Below are 15,959 nucleotides of genomic sequence, written 5' to 3' on the forward strand. Positions count from 1 at the left end.
TTTGCTCAAAATAAAGGCTTAAAAATTAGTCACATTAGGGAAAACTGCATCAACAACCGGGAAAAAAAACCAATTAATCAGGGTTTTAGGAACTATATTTAGGACAAGACACACTGGCTGTAGATGTTTATTTGTCTTATAATACCATCAAAAGCCGAAGATTCGTTAACTATTGATAGTAATTCTCAAATCTTAATGAAAGTACATAAAGTCAATAGATTGGAATTTATCAATCAAAACAACAAAAACATAATTTAAACTTATTGAAAATTGCCCTCTAAAACCCAAACTAAATACCCGATAAACTAGATAAAATCAGCATTTCACCAGATAGAGACAGAAAACTTTAGGGAGAGATGGTGAGTTTGAGACAATTATGGGGAACCTTAAGAAAGAGACAAAGCCAAGCCATCACTTTTAAGGGTGAGGATGGATAAACCTCAAGTACCATTGACTTAACTCTTGAAGGGGAGTTTACCGTGCCAACTCACAAAATCCTTGTAATTGATGACAGTAAAGTGATCCGGATGCGGGTTAAAGATATGTTGCCCGAAGGCAATTTTAAAGTTCTTGAAGCCAAAGACGGAGTAGAAGGCTATAACCTCATCCGTAGCGAAAAACCCAGCCTAATCATGTTAGATTTTCTCCTACCCAAAATGAGTGGTTGGGATGTCTATCAAGAAGTCCAAAAAGAGTACGATCTCAAGAAAATTCCGCTAGTTTTGATGTCTGGACGGAAAGAAGAAGTCGTCGAGAAATTGAACGAACCTTTTGAGTATTTTTCCTTTATTGAAAAACCCTTTGAGAAAAAGCAGTTGCTTGAGGCTATTAAAGATGCCATGGCCAAAGCCAGAAAACATCCTCAACCTCAAGAGTCAGACTCAGCGATTAATCAAAACAATATTTCCGCGAAAGATACCTTAAGCATGGCCCAGGAAATCATTACTTTGCGTCAGCAAGTAAATCAGATGCAGGGTGAAATCGATTTGCTGAAGAAACAGCTAAGACAAGTCTTAGGATTTCTACAACAAAAGCACTAGGGTTTCTGTTAATTTCCCCTTGCTAGATTCACCAATCATCAGTTTAGCAAGGGATAATTTTCGGGTTTTCTCCTTCCATGTTTAAACTTTCAATCATTGCGGTTTGACGATCAATTGAGTATTTATTTTCTTGAATAATAGTAATTAATTCTTGAGGATGATTAATCAAAAAATCGGGTTGATGTTTGGACAAAACTTCAGGAGAATTAAATCCCCAAGTAACTGCGACAGCTTGAACATTGCTTTTTTTAGCTGAGTTAATATCTCTAGTTTCGTCCCCAATATACATGACCTCATCTGACCGTAATTTATGTTGTTTTAGTAGTTTGTTAAGGATTTTATGTTTACCAAATAAATTAATTCCTGCATAGATAAAATCAAATAATTGCTCAAGACCATGATTTTTTAGAAAAATCGAGACATTATCTTCTGCATTTGAGGTTATAATTCCTAAGAGATATCCTTGAACTTTGAGTTGTTGAAGACAGGAAGGAATATCATTGATAGGTTGAAGATCTTGAATCTTATGATTGAGCTCAGATTTTACCCGTTGTAGAACAAAGGGAATTTTGAGGGGAGAAATTTCTGATTGTTTAATAAGATCTTTCATACTCAAATGCTTCAGTTTTTCCTGTTCTTGTCGATCAACTGGTTTATAACCGAATTCTGCTGATAAACCGTTGGCAATCTCAACAAAAGTATCATAGGTATCAGCTAGAGTGCCATCAAAATCAAAAACAATTACTTTGAGTGCCATTTTTTTCCAGGTGAAGGGTGAGGAGTAAGAGTGAAAGAGAAGTCAGCGATCACATCTTTCCCCAGAGGAAAAGATTGTTTAATCTGGATCATCTAGAATATGTAGACTGACTAAATTCCCTATACTTCTAGGTTAGCACGAGCATTCCGATGCCACATCTCAGGTTTAACTCTCCTTAATGCTGATGCGGTAAACTTTTGATGCCATTCCTCCTGAGAAATATCAACTAATTCTAACAATTCTGGCTTAAGATTTCCAGGATAGGGTTGAAAATCAGAGATATCTGTTTCTGTAGAAAAGCGTTGATTCCAGGGACAGACTTCCTGACAAATATCACATCCGGCCACCCATCCCTCTAGATGATTAACAATATCTTTAGGTAAGGTTTCATTGCGATTTTCAATGGTGTGATAAGCGATACAACGGTTAGCATCCACCACAAAAGGACGGGTAATCGCATTGGTAGGACAAGCATCTAAACAACGGCTACAAGTCCCACAATGTTCTCTATGAGGGGTATCAGGAATGAGGTTCAAGTTAGTTAAAATTTCTCCTAAAAAGACCCAACTGCCATATTCCCTAGTGATCAGATTACCATTTTTAGCAATCCAACCAATTCCTGCACGTTGGGCCCAAACTTTATCTTGAATGGGGCCAGTATCCACATAATAACGAGTCTTGATATTATTGTCTTGAGCTTCTAACCATTGACTAAAAGATTTAAGTTTTTTTCCCATTACCTTATGGTAGTCTCTCCCCCATCCATAACGGGAGATTTTGCCGTATTTTTTGTCCTCAGAATGTTGATGAGGAGTATAATAATTTAATGCCACAGAAATTACTGATTTAACTTCGGGCATACATTGACGAATATCAAAACGTTTTGGGTTATTCATCCAGGCCATATCAGCATGATAACCTAATGCTAACCAAGCTTGGAAATGAGACACAGCATCATCTGAATAGTCCCTATCAACATCAGCAATACCGACTTTATGAAACCCGATATCAAGGGCCTTTTGTTTGACTTTTGTGGTTAATTCTTGCATATAATGATTCATAGGTAGGGGTCAACGGCCGTTGACCCCCAGGGTTAATTATGAATGAAACGATGTCTGACCATTTTTCCATGACTGGTTAACTTAAATTCAACCCCACGCCAAATTACGGTACGCTGAGTAAAAGCTAAACCCCAAAAAATCAATCCCACTGCATCTCGAAAGGGTAATAAATATAAACTGTTGATCGTTTCTTGATCCTTCATATCTTGGGCCGTTATTGCAGCAGTAATTAATCTAATCATAATGGTAGCAATTAACACCCCTAACCCAATCATATCCCCTCTCAGTAAAGCAAAAATTAGCGCAAAGGGAATGGCCCGAATTAAAATGGTCGCAATAAAGGCCCCAGGTCTTGCTAAATAGGTATTTTGATCCCAATATACCTGATGACTCCACCAATTACGCCAACTAGCTAAGTCTACCACCGCATCAATCATGTAGGGTAATAAGACCATTTTTTGACCAGAAGTCCAAACCCGTCTGCCAATTTCGTAATCTTCTACTAAATAATCAGCTAAACTATCTAAACCCCCTAATTTATCTAAGGTTGACCGTCGAATGGCAATAGATGGCCCCAAACAAGAATTAGAGGCCCCTGTTACCTCAGCAAACATCACACTAGGCATAAAATCAGCATTCATGGTCAAAAGTTCCAGTTTCTCGTACCAACTGTCTGCTTTAGTCACTTTAAACGGGGTACAGACACAACCCACATCAGGGTTAGCCAAAGGATTAACGATAGTTGCGATATAATCGGGCTGTAAAGAGGTGTCACTGTCGCTGATGATAATTATATCGTGACGCGCTGCTTCCATGCCTCCTAGGAGGTTATTAACCTTACCATTGGCCCCTACTTCAACGGTACTGATAACCACAGAAATGCGGTCAGTGCCAAATTCTGCTTGAATTTCTTTTAAGATAGGGTAGGCAGGATCTTGGGGATCTTGGACAGAATAAATGACTTGATAATCAGGATAGTCTTGGGTAGCAATAGTTCTTAGGTTGCGTTTAAGGTTTTTTTCCAAACCCCTGACAGGTTTTAGAACTGAAACGGGAGGGGTAAAATTGAGGGTTTTAGGGGAACGTTTGAAGAAGCGTTTGACTGTCCCTACGGTTAAGATAGAGAAGACAGAACCCCCTAAAATGGGAACTAAACAGAGAAATTGTAAGCTATTGATCAGATTTAACACAAATTTTTCCTTTCCTCACACAGTTAAATTGAGACAGTTGACCCCAATTTAGAGAAATTATAGCTAAAAATTCAGTTTGAGCTAATCATGGGAAAAAAAATCATTAAAATTACGATAAGACAAAAACTATAAATCATAAAGAGATTTAAACCAATTAACGAATATTTGTGCTTTGGGGTTCGTTGGAACTAAAAATTTTTGTTTGATGGCATCATGTAGTTGTCTTCCTGGTGTTTTTTGCCATGCTAACCAGGTATAAATATAAGCTTTATCGGTATAACTGTCTTTAAAAGGTGCATTTTTTATTTTTGCTTCTTGGACAACTTCTTTACTATAGTCCCAAAGATGATTATTCGTATCAGGAATTAAATACTCTAAAAAAGTTTCTAACATTCCTCTTATTTTATTATCTGGCATCATCCAAACACCAAATTTTAGATCTTTGCTATTATGTGTAAATGAATGAACTAACCCAGTGTCTGGTAATTCTTGAGGAAGATCAAAAATAGTAGGTAAACAGACATGACGAATACTTTGCCATCTGTCTAAAGGATGATCATCTGCATCAATAATAATTCCTAATGAAATTAATCCTCTATCTTCTAATTCTGTATAAATGACATTTTTATCAAGTAAATTCTCAATACCATCATAAGACTTAATTTTAACAATTGCTGTTTCCTTTGTTTCTCCCCAAGGAATACCAGATGCTTCAATTAATTCTGGTATAACTCTTTGATCTTCAGTCCCTTCGACTAACAGCTTTTTTAACGGTTTAGTTGCCATTTTTAACGTACCTCAATTCCTCTTTCAGCAGCAATGACAATTTGTTTAGGACTAAAAGCAACAGCTTTTTTTCTATCGGGTTCTATTCGTTGAATGGTAATTTCATTATCTTCAATTTTTTCTTTTTTAATTAAACTTGCAAGACTCGTCCAACAATCACTATTATGGGTTGTGGCAAAAACTTGTATATTGAGTTTTCTCGCAGTTAATAGAATTACTTTCCACATATCAAATAAGGTTGTAAAGTGTAATCCTGTATCAATTTCATCCACTAATAAAACCCCATTTTCTAGATTAACCATTGCTAAAATAATTGATAAGATTCGCCAAATGCCATCCCCTAAACTGCCGATAGGTACTGGTTGTTTTTGATCCGAAAACTTGATGACAAAACCTCCTCTTTCTTTATAGTTTCTAGAAGTATAACTATATTTTTCTTGGCCAACTGAAGCAATTCTTTCAATTTTTGCTTCAATAATTTGAAGTGCTTCTATAATTAATTGTTCATTAGGTGTTAAGACGATATTATCAAATAATTGAGTTAAATCTGTAATATCTAAAGAAAATGGAGTGATTAATCGTGTATTAATTACTATGTCAGAAAATAAATTTCTAGACATTCGCCGAACATCATCTTGAGAAAGAGTATTATTCAATGATAAAGGGACTTCTATTGGACTACGACCAAAGTTTCCATGATTCCATTTAATAATGAGATTAAAATTTCCTGATTTTTCACTTTGATTATCATCATCATTATTATTTAAGTTAAGACTTTGCTGTATGGGATCTGATCTTATGTCTATGATAAGTTGATTTTGCGAATTATCATCTATTCCTTTTAAAGAAAATTTAGTTTCTTGTACAATTTCATGTCCATAGAAAAGATGACGCATAGCATATTCAGATTCAGAGGTTCCTTTTTTATCATTTTTTTCTCTCCAATACTCTCCTCTATATTTCATTAATTCTAAGATTACATTCAAATTCCCATGAGATAAAAATATTAAAATGGCTTCTAAAATAGAAGTTTTACCATTATTATTCTCTCCCACAAGTAAATTAATTCTGCCAAGATCTTCTAAATCAAATTCTTGGAAACCTCTAAAATTTTCAATATGTAGTGAACTTAACATATTTCGGCAACTCCTAACGAATGATTAGGACATTTAATTAAATGGTAACACATTCTTGACCATAACTATCTAAATTGTTCCATACTACTCGATAAAATGCCTAAAATTTTATTCAAATCAGACAAATAATATTCCGTTAAATCAATAAAAATATCTGTATTGTGCAACCTCAAAAAACGCCAATTTGTACCAGAAGTCACAACACCTAAAATCATCGAAATCTGATTATTTTCTTGTTGATTAAAAATTTGAGCCGCAACCATTTCAGCAATACATTGACCTAACCCTGCATTCAAATCTTCTTTTTTCGCTTATACTAAGGTAATAATAGGTGCAGCAATAAACAATTTTTCAGGAGAATGACTAATTAAAAAGTCACAAATTCCGTTTAAGTTTTGGGTTTCATCAACAGTAAAATTAACCCCAGAAAATAGATTTATTTCATCTTTAAATATTCGTTTAAGTTCCACTAAAATCGGAGCAATAATCATCTCTGATCTTGCTTTTTTGCTATTGCCAGTAATAGCAATCGGTAAATTATCTTGTAAAATTTATTTTAATAATTCACTACTTTCTATCGGTTTAATATCAGCAAAAATCCCAAATTCTTCAATTGTTCTTAGATTAAACTGTTGTTTAACCTTCTCCAAATTAAAATTACTGTAAGACATAATAATTAACCCTATGCTAAATTAACCTCGTAACTTTTCTCGTTAAAAGTTACCACATCTCCTGTGACTAATTTTCGTCCTCGTCTTGTTTCAATGCTACCATTAACCATTACTTCTCCTCCTTGAATTCTTATTTTTGCTTCTCCTCCACTTTGTACCAAGTTTTGCCATTTCATAAATTGACCTAATTTAATGATAGGTTCTGATTTTTCTGCGTTTATATCCATAATAATCCCTCATTATTCTAGAAATAGAGACGTTATGTATAAGGTCTTTATTTCTACAGTTTAAACCATTTATCAATTGTTGAAAGACATTAGCCCACCAGATACAATATATAAAATGAAGACAGACATCATTATGTCTGCCTTCCACTTAAGAATGTATTTCTAGCTTAAAGAAATGATGTTATCCGACAAGATAATTTTTCTTTAGGCTTTTTTGTTTCTCTTGTAGTTTGCTTTCTTGAGAGCAGATGAGCCTACACCAAAAGCACCAATCGTCAACAGACCTAGCACAGTAGCAGGTTCAGGAACACCGGTGACAGAACCTTCCTCTACAGTTGCATAGCGAATTTCACCACCAGCGACCAGAAACTCTCCTTGTCCATCACCCCAGAACTGGACTGTACTGAATGTACCACTATCATCGATAGCACCAACAAATACACCTGCCCCGCCATTAGTTAGGAACTGGTCGCCAAAAACTAAGGATTCTCCCACAAGAATAGGCGTGCCGCCATCAAAGGAAATATAGAGATTTGAAGGCTGACAGCAAGTTGCCCAGTCTCCCACCTCCAGTCCGAACCCATTAACTGGAGAGTCAAAGGTAAACTCAATCGCACTGCCAAGACGAGAGGCTTCGACATCTGTGCTAGAGGGGTTGATATTGATAGTCTCGCCACTGGTTGTCGTTAGTGGACTACTATTAAATAAAGTATACACAGAAGGAAACATGGCAGCATTGTTTACTTTTCTGAACGAATAAGCACCACGATCAATCATAGTCTGGCCTTGAGGCAAATTTGTCCAGGTATCAATAGTTAAATCACCATTAACACTATTGACGATTGAGTCAAAGTCAGTTGCTCCAGTAAACATATTGTCGAAGAAAACAACGGGGGCAGCTTGGGTCGAAAGACTACTGACAGCAAGAGACCCAACCGTGACCACACTTACGGAGAGGGCTGTCTGAGCTATGCTAAAGAAATTTGCATTCTTGATTAGCTTCATTTTGCATTCCTAGATTTAGTAAATGGATTAAAAATTAATCCGGTTAACAACGAAAAATTTAGCATTCATGACTAAAATCATCAACTTTAATCAAAAAAAAAAAAATTAGACAAAAATGTAAAATCAATAAAAAATATTAGTCATTGTGCATTTATGAAAGCTAAAACTGTACAATAATATCCATTTTCCTGCCATTCATTAATATTTCTTATCTAATCAAAATATGGTCTGATCTGATATGTTCAGATTTTAAATTAGTTTAATAAAAACTTATTTTAATTAAGATTTAAAAATTACACTTGTTTGATTTTTGAACTTCTAAATTCAACAAGATATGTAGACGATTACTAATATACTTGACAGTAATCGCCTAAAACCCTATCGGATGTCTATAGTTAGAGTGCGTTAAGTCTTAACCATTTATAGAAAATTATTCAATGTTTTTACTCAGACTTTGCACTTTTGTCTCATCTACTTTGGATGCCATTTTGATCTAGTTTAACCTAAAAATTTAAACAGAATTAGCCCAATCTTTTGCCCAATTTAAGGTTTCATGAACCTGTTTTAAGGTCAAAGATTCACAATATAATCTTAAAACTGGTTCCGTCCCACTAAAGCGAATTAGTAACCAACTACCATCAATTAACCGAAACTTATAACCATCTGTTTTATCACAATCTGTGACTGCTTGACCAGCAATTTTTGTTAAGGGTTTCGTCTCCAGACTTTCGACTAATTTACCGCGAACTTCCATACTTGCCAAGGGTAAATCAATCCGATCATAGGCATTATAAAAGTCAGTTTTCTCCTGTAATTTAGCATAATAGTCACCCAAATCTTCCCCACTCTCTACCACTGCTTCCAACACATACAAAGCAGATAATAAAGCATCTCTTTCAGGAATATGGGTTCCGTAACCAACTCCCCCAGACTCTTCTCCTCCGATTAATACATCAGAAACTAACATCCGATCAGCAATATATTTATAACCGATCGCAGTCTCATAAACCGATAAGTTATAAAGTTTAGCTAAACGGGGAAATAAATCCGAACCACTCACCGTTTTAACAATTTCTCCTGTGAACCCTTTCCGCTTAGCTAAATGGTCAATTAAAATCGGAATTAAAATCTGGGAACTCATGAAATTTCCTTGACCATCAACCGCAGCAATGCGATCGCTATCTCCATCAAATACTAACCCGACTTTTAAACTATTATCTCCTTGACTAACCGCCGTTTTTATGGTAGTAATTAATTTAGAAAGGTAACGGGGTAAAGGTTCCGGTGCGCCCCCTTCAAATAACGGGTCACGGTCACTATTAATCTCCTCAATAGGACAGCCTAATAAACGTTCTAACCCTGTAGCAGCAGCCCCGTGCATCACATCAGCAAAAACCCGCAATTTCCCCGCTTTAATTGCCTCTTGAATGGCATTAATATCAACTTTTTGACGTAACCCCTGACAATAGCTTTCCCAAGGGTCAAAATAGGTTAAAGTGCCAGCCGGCCCCGAAAATTGAGGAGGGTTAGGTAACAATGCTTCAATTTGTTGAGTAATTTCAGGGGAAACTGACCCCCCAAAAGCCCCTTTAACCTTTAATCCTAAATACTTGGCCGGGTTATGACTAGCGGTTAACACAATGGCCCCTAAAGCATTTTGCATCTTAGCGGCCCAACTAAAGGCAGGAGTCGGGGCATAGGAATTAGATAAAATCACATCAAAACCGGCTTCCTGCATGGACTCAGCCGCCAATTGAGCAAACTCCTCAGCCAAGAAACGGCGATCATATCCTACAATAACTTTGTGATTGCCCGATGACGTACCATAATTCTCTGCTAAGACTTTAGCGGCTAAGGGAGCAAGCATGGCGACTCTTTCAAAGGTAAAATCAGCCGCAATCACACCACGCCAGCCATCAGTACCAAATTTAATCGGATTTTGAGTAAATGTCATAGGAACGCTTAAAATTTTCTATACACACTCTCAGATTAGCCCGTTAAGTTCCCTTTGAAAATGGTTTTAGGGTGCAATTTTTTAATACAATTGTAATGATTGCTGTTAAAAATTGTGATAGGGCATTAAAGCTATGGGAGACAAACTTGCAGATTTATTGGAACCCCTCGCCGCTTGGTTCCGTAGCTTAGGCATACCCGAACCTATTGTACATTGGGGACACCCGGTGATGATGGGCATTGTTGTCTTAGTCATGGGTAGTTTTACTGCTTATATGGGGTGGCGTAGTCGTTTTGTCAAAGATGGGGAAGTGGTGGCGAAAAGTCGCGCTTCTCATCGTCAGTTGGCCCCTTGGGTGTTCCTGTTTATTACTTTGGGATACACTGGCGGGGTGTTATCTTTGGTAATGCAAAAACAACCTGTTTTAAGTAGTCCTCATTTTTTGACGGGTTCGGCAGTTTTAGGTTTAATGGCCATTAGTGCTGTTACCCCCTTAATTGGATTTGGTGGGGAGCAAAAAGAAGGTTATCGTGCGTTTCATGCGTATTTGGGTGGTGTGGTTGCCATTGTGTTAATTGCTCATGGTATTTTAGGATTAAAATTAGGCCTTTCTTTGTAATTGTTTGATTCTTAAGTGATTATTATTCCGGTTTCTTTTTGAGGCCGGATTTTTATTATTTTGTTTAAATCTATGTACAGTTTGCATAGTTAAGGTAGGTAATAAAAATCCTACATGATTTTAGTGATCTCCAGAAACTTGCTCACATTTCCTTTTAGTTTTTCGTTCTAATATTAAGGTTTCTAAATCAGAGCGTCCCGTCAAAGGAAGGCGTAATTTTGCCCAAATACCATACACCCAATTAGCTAATTTTCCAATCACTGGAATTTTGGTAATTGCATACACCCAACCCATTCCTAAAACTTCATAAACATAGCGAAACGCTTCGATATCTTTGAGAATGGTTCCATCAGGCAAAATAGCATGAATGCGTCCCATTGCTGCTTCATAGTCTACCTCACAATGGTCATCAGGAGAATAATTATCATCAGCAATATTAACTAAATTTACCAGTCCTCGTCCCTGGTCTTTTTTCTGCAAAAAGCGTACTTCTCGCATACAAAGGGGACAGTCACCGTCATAAAGTAATTTAACCTTCCAAGAAGATTTTAAGGGATTTGATGTTTGATTTTGGGTTGAAAGAGTCATAATAATAATGTCAAGAAAATGTCTTTAAAATTAACATTGATTAGCCGATTTAAATCGTCCTACTAAAAAAGAACGTTGATAACCATGTTTCGTTTTACGTCCTGAGACTCGTTTGCGCCACATCTGAAAACTTGAAGATTTCATCTCTCGTCTCATGATAGAAATGACCTGTTTTTCTGAGAGTCCATATTGAACTTCTATCGCTTCAAATGGAGTTCTATCTTCCCAAGCCATTTCGATAATACGATCCAGGATTTCTGGGTCAAATGGAGGATTTTTAGCCATTTATTTTTACCTCTTTATATTAAGTGGTTTCAGAAATTTTTCCTAGGGTGTTTTTAAACATTGACCAAGTTTTAAGGCGAAGATAACGCCATTGTTTGCCAAAGGTTTCCCGTTGATTAATTAAATAGATACTAATTAAGGTTAAACTAACCCCAAACCATTGCAACGGATTTAAGACTTCATTGAGAAATAAATTACCAAAACTCAAGGCAAAAACAGGGGTTAAAAAAGTTAAAGAACTGAGACTGGTTAAGTTACCTTTCGAGGCTAAATAGAAAAAGATTCCATAGGCGATCGCACTACCAAAAATTGTCGAATAACTTAAGGCTAACCATCCTTGTAAATCAATGTTTACCCATTGCTGAGATTCCCAAATACCAGAGATTAAAAATAAAGGAATACCTCCTAAAATCATGTGCCAACCTGTGGCAACTACGGGGTCAACATGACGACTCACATAACGAATGCAAACGGTTCCTGCTGCCATAGAAAGGGAAGCAAATAACATTAATAATTCGCCACTGTTCAACAGTTCCCAGGCATTAAAATTAAAAGAAATTGATTGAGTTTGCCATAAACTTTCAAACCAATCTTGAGGCAAACCAATTAAACTAATACCAAGAATACCAAACCCTAACCCAATACCTCCCCAAATGCCAATTACTTCACCAAATAACCAGCTAGACATTAACGCTACTGCTAAAGGTTGGGAGTCAATAATGACTGAACCTAAACCGGCCCCCGTCCGAGTTAACCCTGCGGCCAAAAATCCTTGAAACATTGCCCCATCTAATAAGGCAAATAAAGCGATCCATAGCCAAGCTTTCCACCCTTGAGGTTGAGGCCGGTTAAACAAAGATGCCACCAGTAACACCAGGATGCCCGCAGGGACTAACCGCACTCCAGCCATGAAAAATGGGGTTGTATGGGGAATTACCCCCTTCATGGCAACCATGGCCGTTCCCCAGAGAAAAAATGGAGCAATGAGTATTAAGGAAGACTGTAGGGAGGTTGAACGATTAAGGTTCAAATTCATAAACAACGCTAAAAAAACTCTATAGTCTATCTTAACGAATTGTTTAGTTTTGTTAACTATTTGGCGAAGATTTTTAATTTTGGGAAGGGTGGGAGTGAGGAGGTGAAGAAGTGAGGAGCAAAATTGTTTTCTGATCTCATTACCCCATCACCCCATCACCTCATTAATCAACCCCTTTACGGCCTTTGAGACAAAATGCTCCACCAATCGCTAATAAACCGACAATGGTACTTGGTTCAGGAACTTGAACTAATTCCACACGAATGCGGGCAACTTGATAACCTGGAGCGGTAAAGTCTGCATTAACAAAGCGAGCATCATCTAAAATTCCACCACTACCGACGGGATTAAATCCACCGTGAAGGGTGACAACACCATTTTCATCAACCCCAGTATTGGGGGTAGCTTGTCCAAAGAAAGCTGTATTGGCAGGGATTTCGTCATTGACTTCTGTTCCCCCATCGAGAATATTAGATCCCAACAAAATAAAGTCAGCACCGATGAAGTTACCTAAATCATCAAAGATACGATGAGCTAAAGGGTTCCCATTGGCAATAAAAGCATCATTACTAGGAATTACCATGGAAGCATAGCTAAAATAACGACTACTGGCTAAAGTTGGGTCAACTTCAAGTAATTGCGATGAGGCGATTTCACCCATATCGATAGGGCCGACGTTTGGGCCTCCTGTTCCCAAGATGGTTCCTTGGACTGTACCTGCACCCACTACATCAAATTGGGCGGAGATAGGCCCAGTGTTGCCATCTTCTACTAAACTTTCAGTACCTGGAAATAAATTTAAGGAGACATCTCGATCATAAATATCAAAGCTACCATTATGAAACCCGAACCAAAGGGGGGTTAACAGGGTTCCGTTAGCAGGGGCCAGGTTTTCGATAGATACTTTTAGGGTAACAGCAGAAGCAGCAGAGGCCATGGTGAATAAAGACCCTGCGGTTAACATGGTAATAAGAGTGCGGATTTTGAAGGCGAGTGTTTGACTGTTCATCGAATTCTTATCCGTTAATTTGGGCAATCAATTCACGGACTATTAAGCTTTGAAAGTATGAATATTTCCTGAGAATTAACTGAGAGCAGATTAAGAAATTTAGGCGCAAAAAATGTCAACTCTCTATAATTGCTGAACAGGTTAAATTTAAAAAAAATTTAATCTTAGGAGTGGGCAAGGCAAATGATTAGGCTTTCGTCTCAGTTGCCATAATTTTCTCATGCCTGGCCCCTACAAAGATAAAAAATAACTTGGCATACAGGACTTAAACTGCCTTGGTAATATTTTCTAGATGACAGTGTTCTGCTAACCAATCATACCAGTCTGATAACCCTTCTCCTGTCAAGGATGAAACTTGAAAAATCTCAATGTTGGGATTGACTTTTTTAGCATAGTTTAAACATTTTTCAACATCAAATGGGACATAAGGTAATAAGTCTATTTTTGTTAAAATAATCACCTTACTTTCCCGAAACATATGGGGATATTTGACGGGTTTGTCTTCTCCTTCTGTAACGGAAAGAATCGCAACTTTGGCATATTCTCCTAAGTCAAATAAGGCAGGACAAACTAAATTTCCGACATTTTCAATCATTAAAATTGAATGGGGTTCGGGGTTTAATTGTGTATAGCCTTTTTCGATCATGTCGGCTTCTAAATGACAACCTACTCCTGTGTTAATTTGAATGACTTTACAGCCTGTTTCTTTGATTTTTTGGGCATCATTTTCTGTTTCTTGATCTCCTTCAATAACATTAATAACCATACGCTCTTTTAAATCATTAATCGTGCGGGTTAATAGGGTGGTTTTACCGGAACCTGGAGAACTGACTAAATTTAATGCTAAGATATCACGTCCCTTAAAATAGCCTCGATTTTGGGCAGCAATTAAATCATTTTTCTGTAAAATCTTTTGTTCTAAACTAATGGTCGTACCGTGCATTCTAGCATGAATTTCTGAGGATGAGGAATGATGATGATCTTCATGATTGTGAGAATGAGTAATCACTGTTCCATCAGGTAAAGTATGGGTATGATTATGAGTATTCATATCTGTTTTTATCCCTGTTTGAATGTTGGTTACTGTAACATTATTCTCATCAGAACAACCACAAGTTACACACATATTTCTTCTACCTCCATTTCCTTAATTTGTAATTCTTGTCCTTGAATAATTTCTAATTCCTTACTTCCGCAGCGATCGCATTTTCCAAAGGGTTGAGATAAGTTAATTTCTGCCCCACAATGACGACATTTTCCCTTTCCTGGTACTTCAATAATATCTAAAGTTGCTCCTTCTAAAATAGTATCTTGACAACAGATATCAAAGCAAAAACGAATAGAATCTGGCATAATCGCGGATAATTCACCAATTTCTAAGGTAACACGCTTTACAGGCGCGCCCCTAGCGTGTTCTGTAACAATGGCTACAATATTTTGGGTGATTCCCAGTTCGTGCATAATACAAACAAGATTCTTTCAAAGAAGATGCTTCTATTGAATGGGTAAAATTCTCAAGCGTCACTCTTTTTTTAGAAAATCTTAACATAAGATTGAGTTCTTAGTGAGGGCTTCAGCCCTAAAGGGCTTACTACGAACAAGTTTTTAGCTTAACATTTTATTTATAAACAGTCTCTAATAACTTTGGTAAATTAGTTAAAAATATCTTCTAAAATAACCCTAATGTTAACGAATATTCGAGAAAAATTCCAGCAGTATCCTCAAGATATGCAGCAATGGATGATTGAGCAGGAGAAAACTAAATTAAGCCGCATTGAACAAGCTTTAATTAAAGGAAAACTACTTTATAATAGCTTCTCCTCAGAAAACCAAGGAAAATGGCTACAGGAAACCATTCAATTATTAGAACAATATTTAACCCAACTTCCTCACCGAAATTGTGGGTTAGGAGACGTTTCTGATGATTATATTTTACAGGTATGGGAAACCCTAGAAAATGATTCAACTTTAAGAGAGTTAATTTCTCAGGTAGAAACCCGATATGAAGAACTTCTAAAAATTTGATTTTAGTCCTTTGCATGAAGGCGTAATTGTTTCAGTAAACTATATACTAGAGGAGAGAGGACAACCCCCATAGCTAACACAAAAACTAACCCACTAAATAGAGCATAAATAGAAGCAAAAAGCTTGGCACTATTTGTGTTTAAAGGACTAACTGGCCCCATTCCACTGAGGATCATCGATGCTTCCACTGTAGCATCAATCCAGCTTAAACGGGCTGTCCAATGATAACCGAGAACCCCAATTAAAAGCCCCAGTAAAATGAACATGGTAGACATACTCAGGTAGGCCAAAAAATCACGAATAAACGTGGTTTCTTTTTGGAAACTGGCACCCAAAAATTCTTCGACTTCCTGCCACTCTTCCATTGCTTTTATTGGAGGAGTTTGGTTCGGAAATAAATGAACTTTGGTGAGGGCTTTCTCCATGGGTTGTTGGAATGCTGTCTTACTCTTCAAGTTTTGACCTTCAGTTCTAGCAGCTTATCTTTCCATTGAAGAATAAACGGGCGATGTAAACTTCCCCCAACTGAATCATCTAATTGGGTGATTGCAAAATGTTCATTTTGGACAT

General features: G+C 37.0%; 20 protein-coding genes. 3 read left to right on the top strand and 17 right to left on the bottom strand.

The annotated features are described in order from the left end of the window. Positions 1-479 precede the first annotated feature (479 nt). The gene (locus VB715_RS13835; RefSeq protein ID WP_323301807.1) at positions 480-1,040 is read left to right on the top strand and encodes a response regulator; all 561 of its coding nucleotides are present in this window, start codon (positions 480-482) and stop codon (positions 1,038-1,040) included. 43 nt (positions 1,041-1,083) lie between these two features. On the opposite strand, the gene VB715_RS13840 is transcribed toward VB715_RS13835, so the two are convergent. From VB715_RS13840 to VB715_RS13885, 10 genes are all read right to left on the bottom strand, one after another. Next, a complete protein-coding gene (locus tag VB715_RS13840) occupies positions 1,084-1,797 on the bottom strand; it encodes an HAD-IA family hydrolase (protein ID WP_323301808.1) in 714 nt (237 codons plus the stop codon). Between the two features lie 119 nt (positions 1,798-1,916). Further along, complete coding sequence (queG, locus tag VB715_RS13845; protein WP_323301913.1) at positions 1,917-2,846, bottom strand: tRNA epoxyqueuosine(34) reductase QueG; 930 nt, start codon at positions 2,844-2,846, stop codon at positions 1,917-1,919. A gap of 44 nt (positions 2,847-2,890) precedes the next feature. After that, complete coding sequence (hpnI, locus tag VB715_RS13850) at positions 2,891-4,048, bottom strand: bacteriohopanetetrol glucosamine biosynthesis glycosyltransferase HpnI (protein WP_323301809.1); 1,158 nt, start codon at positions 4,046-4,048, stop codon at positions 2,891-2,893. A 126-nt stretch (positions 4,049-4,174) separates the two neighbouring features. Next, entirely contained in the window at positions 4,175-4,834 is a 660-nt protein-coding gene (locus VB715_RS13855) for a DUF3226 domain-containing protein (protein WP_323301810.1), read from the bottom strand. A gap of 2 nt (positions 4,835-4,836) precedes the next feature. Further along, a complete protein-coding gene (locus tag VB715_RS13860) occupies positions 4,837-5,970 on the bottom strand; it encodes an AAA family ATPase (protein WP_323289663.1) in 1,134 nt (377 codons plus the stop codon). A gap of 65 nt (positions 5,971-6,035) precedes the next feature. Further along, positions 6,036-6,266: a hypothetical protein gene (locus VB715_RS13865; protein ID WP_323301811.1), complete on the bottom strand. Its 231-nt coding sequence runs from the start codon at positions 6,264-6,266 to the stop codon at positions 6,036-6,038. A gap of 15 nt (positions 6,267-6,281) precedes the next feature. Further along, a complete protein-coding gene (locus VB715_RS13870; RefSeq protein ID WP_323301812.1) occupies positions 6,282-6,461 on the bottom strand; it encodes a hypothetical protein in 180 nt (59 codons plus the stop codon). Between the two features lie 191 nt (positions 6,462-6,652). Further along, positions 6,653-6,868: an RNA-binding S4 domain-containing protein gene (locus tag VB715_RS13875; protein WP_323301813.1), complete on the bottom strand. Its 216-nt coding sequence runs from the start codon at positions 6,866-6,868 to the stop codon at positions 6,653-6,655. 204 nt (positions 6,869-7,072) lie between these two features. Next, positions 7,073-7,873 (bottom strand): PEP-CTERM sorting domain-containing protein, encoded by an 801-nt coding sequence (locus VB715_RS13880; RefSeq protein ID WP_323301814.1) that lies wholly within the window; start codon positions 7,871-7,873, stop codon positions 7,073-7,075. Positions 7,874-8,384: 511 nt separating this feature from the next. Beyond that, entirely contained in the window at positions 8,385-9,827 is a 1,443-nt protein-coding gene (locus VB715_RS13885) for a phosphoglucomutase/phosphomannomutase family protein (protein ID WP_323301815.1), read from the bottom strand. A 133-nt stretch (positions 9,828-9,960) separates the two neighbouring features. On the opposite strand from VB715_RS13885, the gene VB715_RS13890 reads away from it, so the two are divergent. Continuing rightward, positions 9,961-10,446 (top strand): DUF4079 domain-containing protein, encoded by a 486-nt coding sequence (locus tag VB715_RS13890; RefSeq protein ID WP_323301816.1) that lies wholly within the window; start codon positions 9,961-9,963, stop codon positions 10,444-10,446. A gap of 120 nt (positions 10,447-10,566) precedes the next feature. On the opposite strand, the gene VB715_RS13895 is transcribed toward VB715_RS13890, so the two are convergent. The 6 genes from VB715_RS13895 to hypA all read right to left on the bottom strand — a co-directional run bounded on the left by VB715_RS13895 (position 10,567) and on the right by hypA (position 14,825). Beyond that, positions 10,567-11,034 carry a DUF393 domain-containing protein gene (locus VB715_RS13895; RefSeq protein ID WP_323301817.1) on the bottom strand — a complete coding sequence of 156 codons (468 nt, stop codon included), beginning with the start codon at positions 11,032-11,034 and terminating at the stop codon, positions 10,567-10,569. A gap of 30 nt (positions 11,035-11,064) precedes the next feature. Then, on the bottom strand, positions 11,065-11,319 hold the full coding sequence (locus VB715_RS13900; RefSeq protein ID WP_323301818.1) for a TIGR03643 family protein: 255 nt from the start codon (positions 11,317-11,319) through the stop codon (positions 11,065-11,067). Positions 11,320-11,338: 19 nt separating this feature from the next. Further along, entirely contained in the window at positions 11,339-12,355 is a 1,017-nt protein-coding gene (locus VB715_RS13905; protein ID WP_323301819.1) for a DMT family transporter, read from the bottom strand. A gap of 163 nt (positions 12,356-12,518) precedes the next feature. Beyond that, on the bottom strand, positions 12,519-13,364 hold the full coding sequence (locus tag VB715_RS13910) for a spondin domain-containing protein (RefSeq protein WP_323301820.1): 846 nt from the start codon (positions 13,362-13,364) through the stop codon (positions 12,519-12,521). Positions 13,365-13,629: 265 nt separating this feature from the next. After that, positions 13,630-14,490: a hydrogenase nickel incorporation protein HypB gene (hypB, locus tag VB715_RS13915; protein ID WP_323301821.1), complete on the bottom strand. Its 861-nt coding sequence runs from the start codon at positions 14,488-14,490 to the stop codon at positions 13,630-13,632. Continuing rightward, a complete protein-coding gene (gene hypA / locus VB715_RS13920; protein WP_323301822.1) occupies positions 14,481-14,825 on the bottom strand; it encodes a hydrogenase maturation nickel metallochaperone HypA in 345 nt (114 codons plus the stop codon). Before hypA ends, hypB begins: the two co-directional genes overlap by 10 nt. A 222-nt stretch (positions 14,826-15,047) precedes the next feature. Here hypA and VB715_RS13925 point away from each other — a divergent pair, with 222 nt between their 5' ends. Further along, a complete protein-coding gene (locus tag VB715_RS13925) occupies positions 15,048-15,389 on the top strand; it encodes a hypothetical protein (RefSeq protein ID WP_323301823.1) in 342 nt (113 codons plus the stop codon). A gap of 2 nt (positions 15,390-15,391) precedes the next feature. Here VB715_RS13925 and VB715_RS13930 read toward each other — a convergent pair whose 3' ends face one another. After that, positions 15,392-15,844 (bottom strand): two pore domain potassium channel family protein, encoded by a 453-nt coding sequence (locus VB715_RS13930; RefSeq protein ID WP_323301824.1) that lies wholly within the window; start codon positions 15,842-15,844, stop codon positions 15,392-15,394. Positions 15,845-15,959: the final 115 nt, after the last annotated feature.

The sequence above is a fragment of the Crocosphaera sp. UHCC 0190 genome (assembly GCF_034932065.1).
Taxonomy (GTDB): domain Bacteria; phylum Cyanobacteriota; class Cyanobacteriia; order Cyanobacteriales; family Microcystaceae; genus UHCC-0190.

Excerpts from the sequence above, each read along its gene's own strand:
- VB715_RS13840 (WP_323301808.1), bottom strand. The coding sequence starts at position 1,797 with ATGGCACTCAAAGTAATTGTTTTTGATTTTGATGGCACTCTAGCTGAT.
- queG (WP_323301913.1), bottom strand. The coding sequence starts at position 2,846 with ATGCAAGAATTAACCACAAAAGTCAAACAAAAGGCCCTTGATATCGGG.
- VB715_RS13855 (WP_323301810.1), bottom strand. The coding sequence starts at position 4,834 with ATGGCAACTAAACCGTTAAAAAAGCTGTTAGTCGAAGGGACTGAAGAT.
- VB715_RS13860 (WP_323289663.1), bottom strand. The coding sequence starts at position 5,970 with ATGTTAAGTTCACTACATATTGAAAATTTTAGAGGTTTCCAAGAATTT.
- VB715_RS13870 (WP_323301812.1), bottom strand. The coding sequence starts at position 6,461 with ATGATTATTGCTCCGATTTTAGTGGAACTTAAACGAATATTTAAAGAT.
- VB715_RS13875 (WP_323301813.1), bottom strand. The coding sequence starts at position 6,868 with ATGGATATAAACGCAGAAAAATCAGAACCTATCATTAAATTAGGTCAA.
- VB715_RS13880 (WP_323301814.1), bottom strand. The coding sequence starts at position 7,873 with ATGAAGCTAATCAAGAATGCAAATTTCTTTAGCATAGCTCAGACAGCC.
- VB715_RS13885 (WP_323301815.1), bottom strand. The coding sequence starts at position 9,827 with ATGACATTTACTCAAAATCCGATTAAATTTGGTACTGATGGCTGGCGT.
- VB715_RS13890 (WP_323301816.1), top strand. The coding sequence starts at position 9,961 with ATGGGAGACAAACTTGCAGATTTATTGGAACCCCTCGCCGCTTGGTTC.
- VB715_RS13895 (WP_323301817.1), bottom strand. The coding sequence starts at position 11,034 with ATGACTCTTTCAACCCAAAATCAAACATCAAATCCCTTAAAATCTTCT.
- VB715_RS13900 (WP_323301818.1), bottom strand. The coding sequence starts at position 11,319 with ATGGCTAAAAATCCTCCATTTGACCCAGAAATCCTGGATCGTATTATC.
- VB715_RS13905 (WP_323301819.1), bottom strand. The coding sequence starts at position 12,355 with ATGAATTTGAACCTTAATCGTTCAACCTCCCTACAGTCTTCCTTAATA.
- VB715_RS13910 (WP_323301820.1), bottom strand. The coding sequence starts at position 13,364 with ATGAACAGTCAAACACTCGCCTTCAAAATCCGCACTCTTATTACCATG.
- hypB (WP_323301821.1), bottom strand. The coding sequence starts at position 14,490 with ATGTGTGTAACTTGTGGTTGTTCTGATGAGAATAATGTTACAGTAACC.
- hypA (WP_323301822.1), bottom strand. The coding sequence starts at position 14,825 with ATGCACGAACTGGGAATCACCCAAAATATTGTAGCCATTGTTACAGAA.
- VB715_RS13925 (WP_323301823.1), top strand. The coding sequence starts at position 15,048 with ATGTTAACGAATATTCGAGAAAAATTCCAGCAGTATCCTCAAGATATG.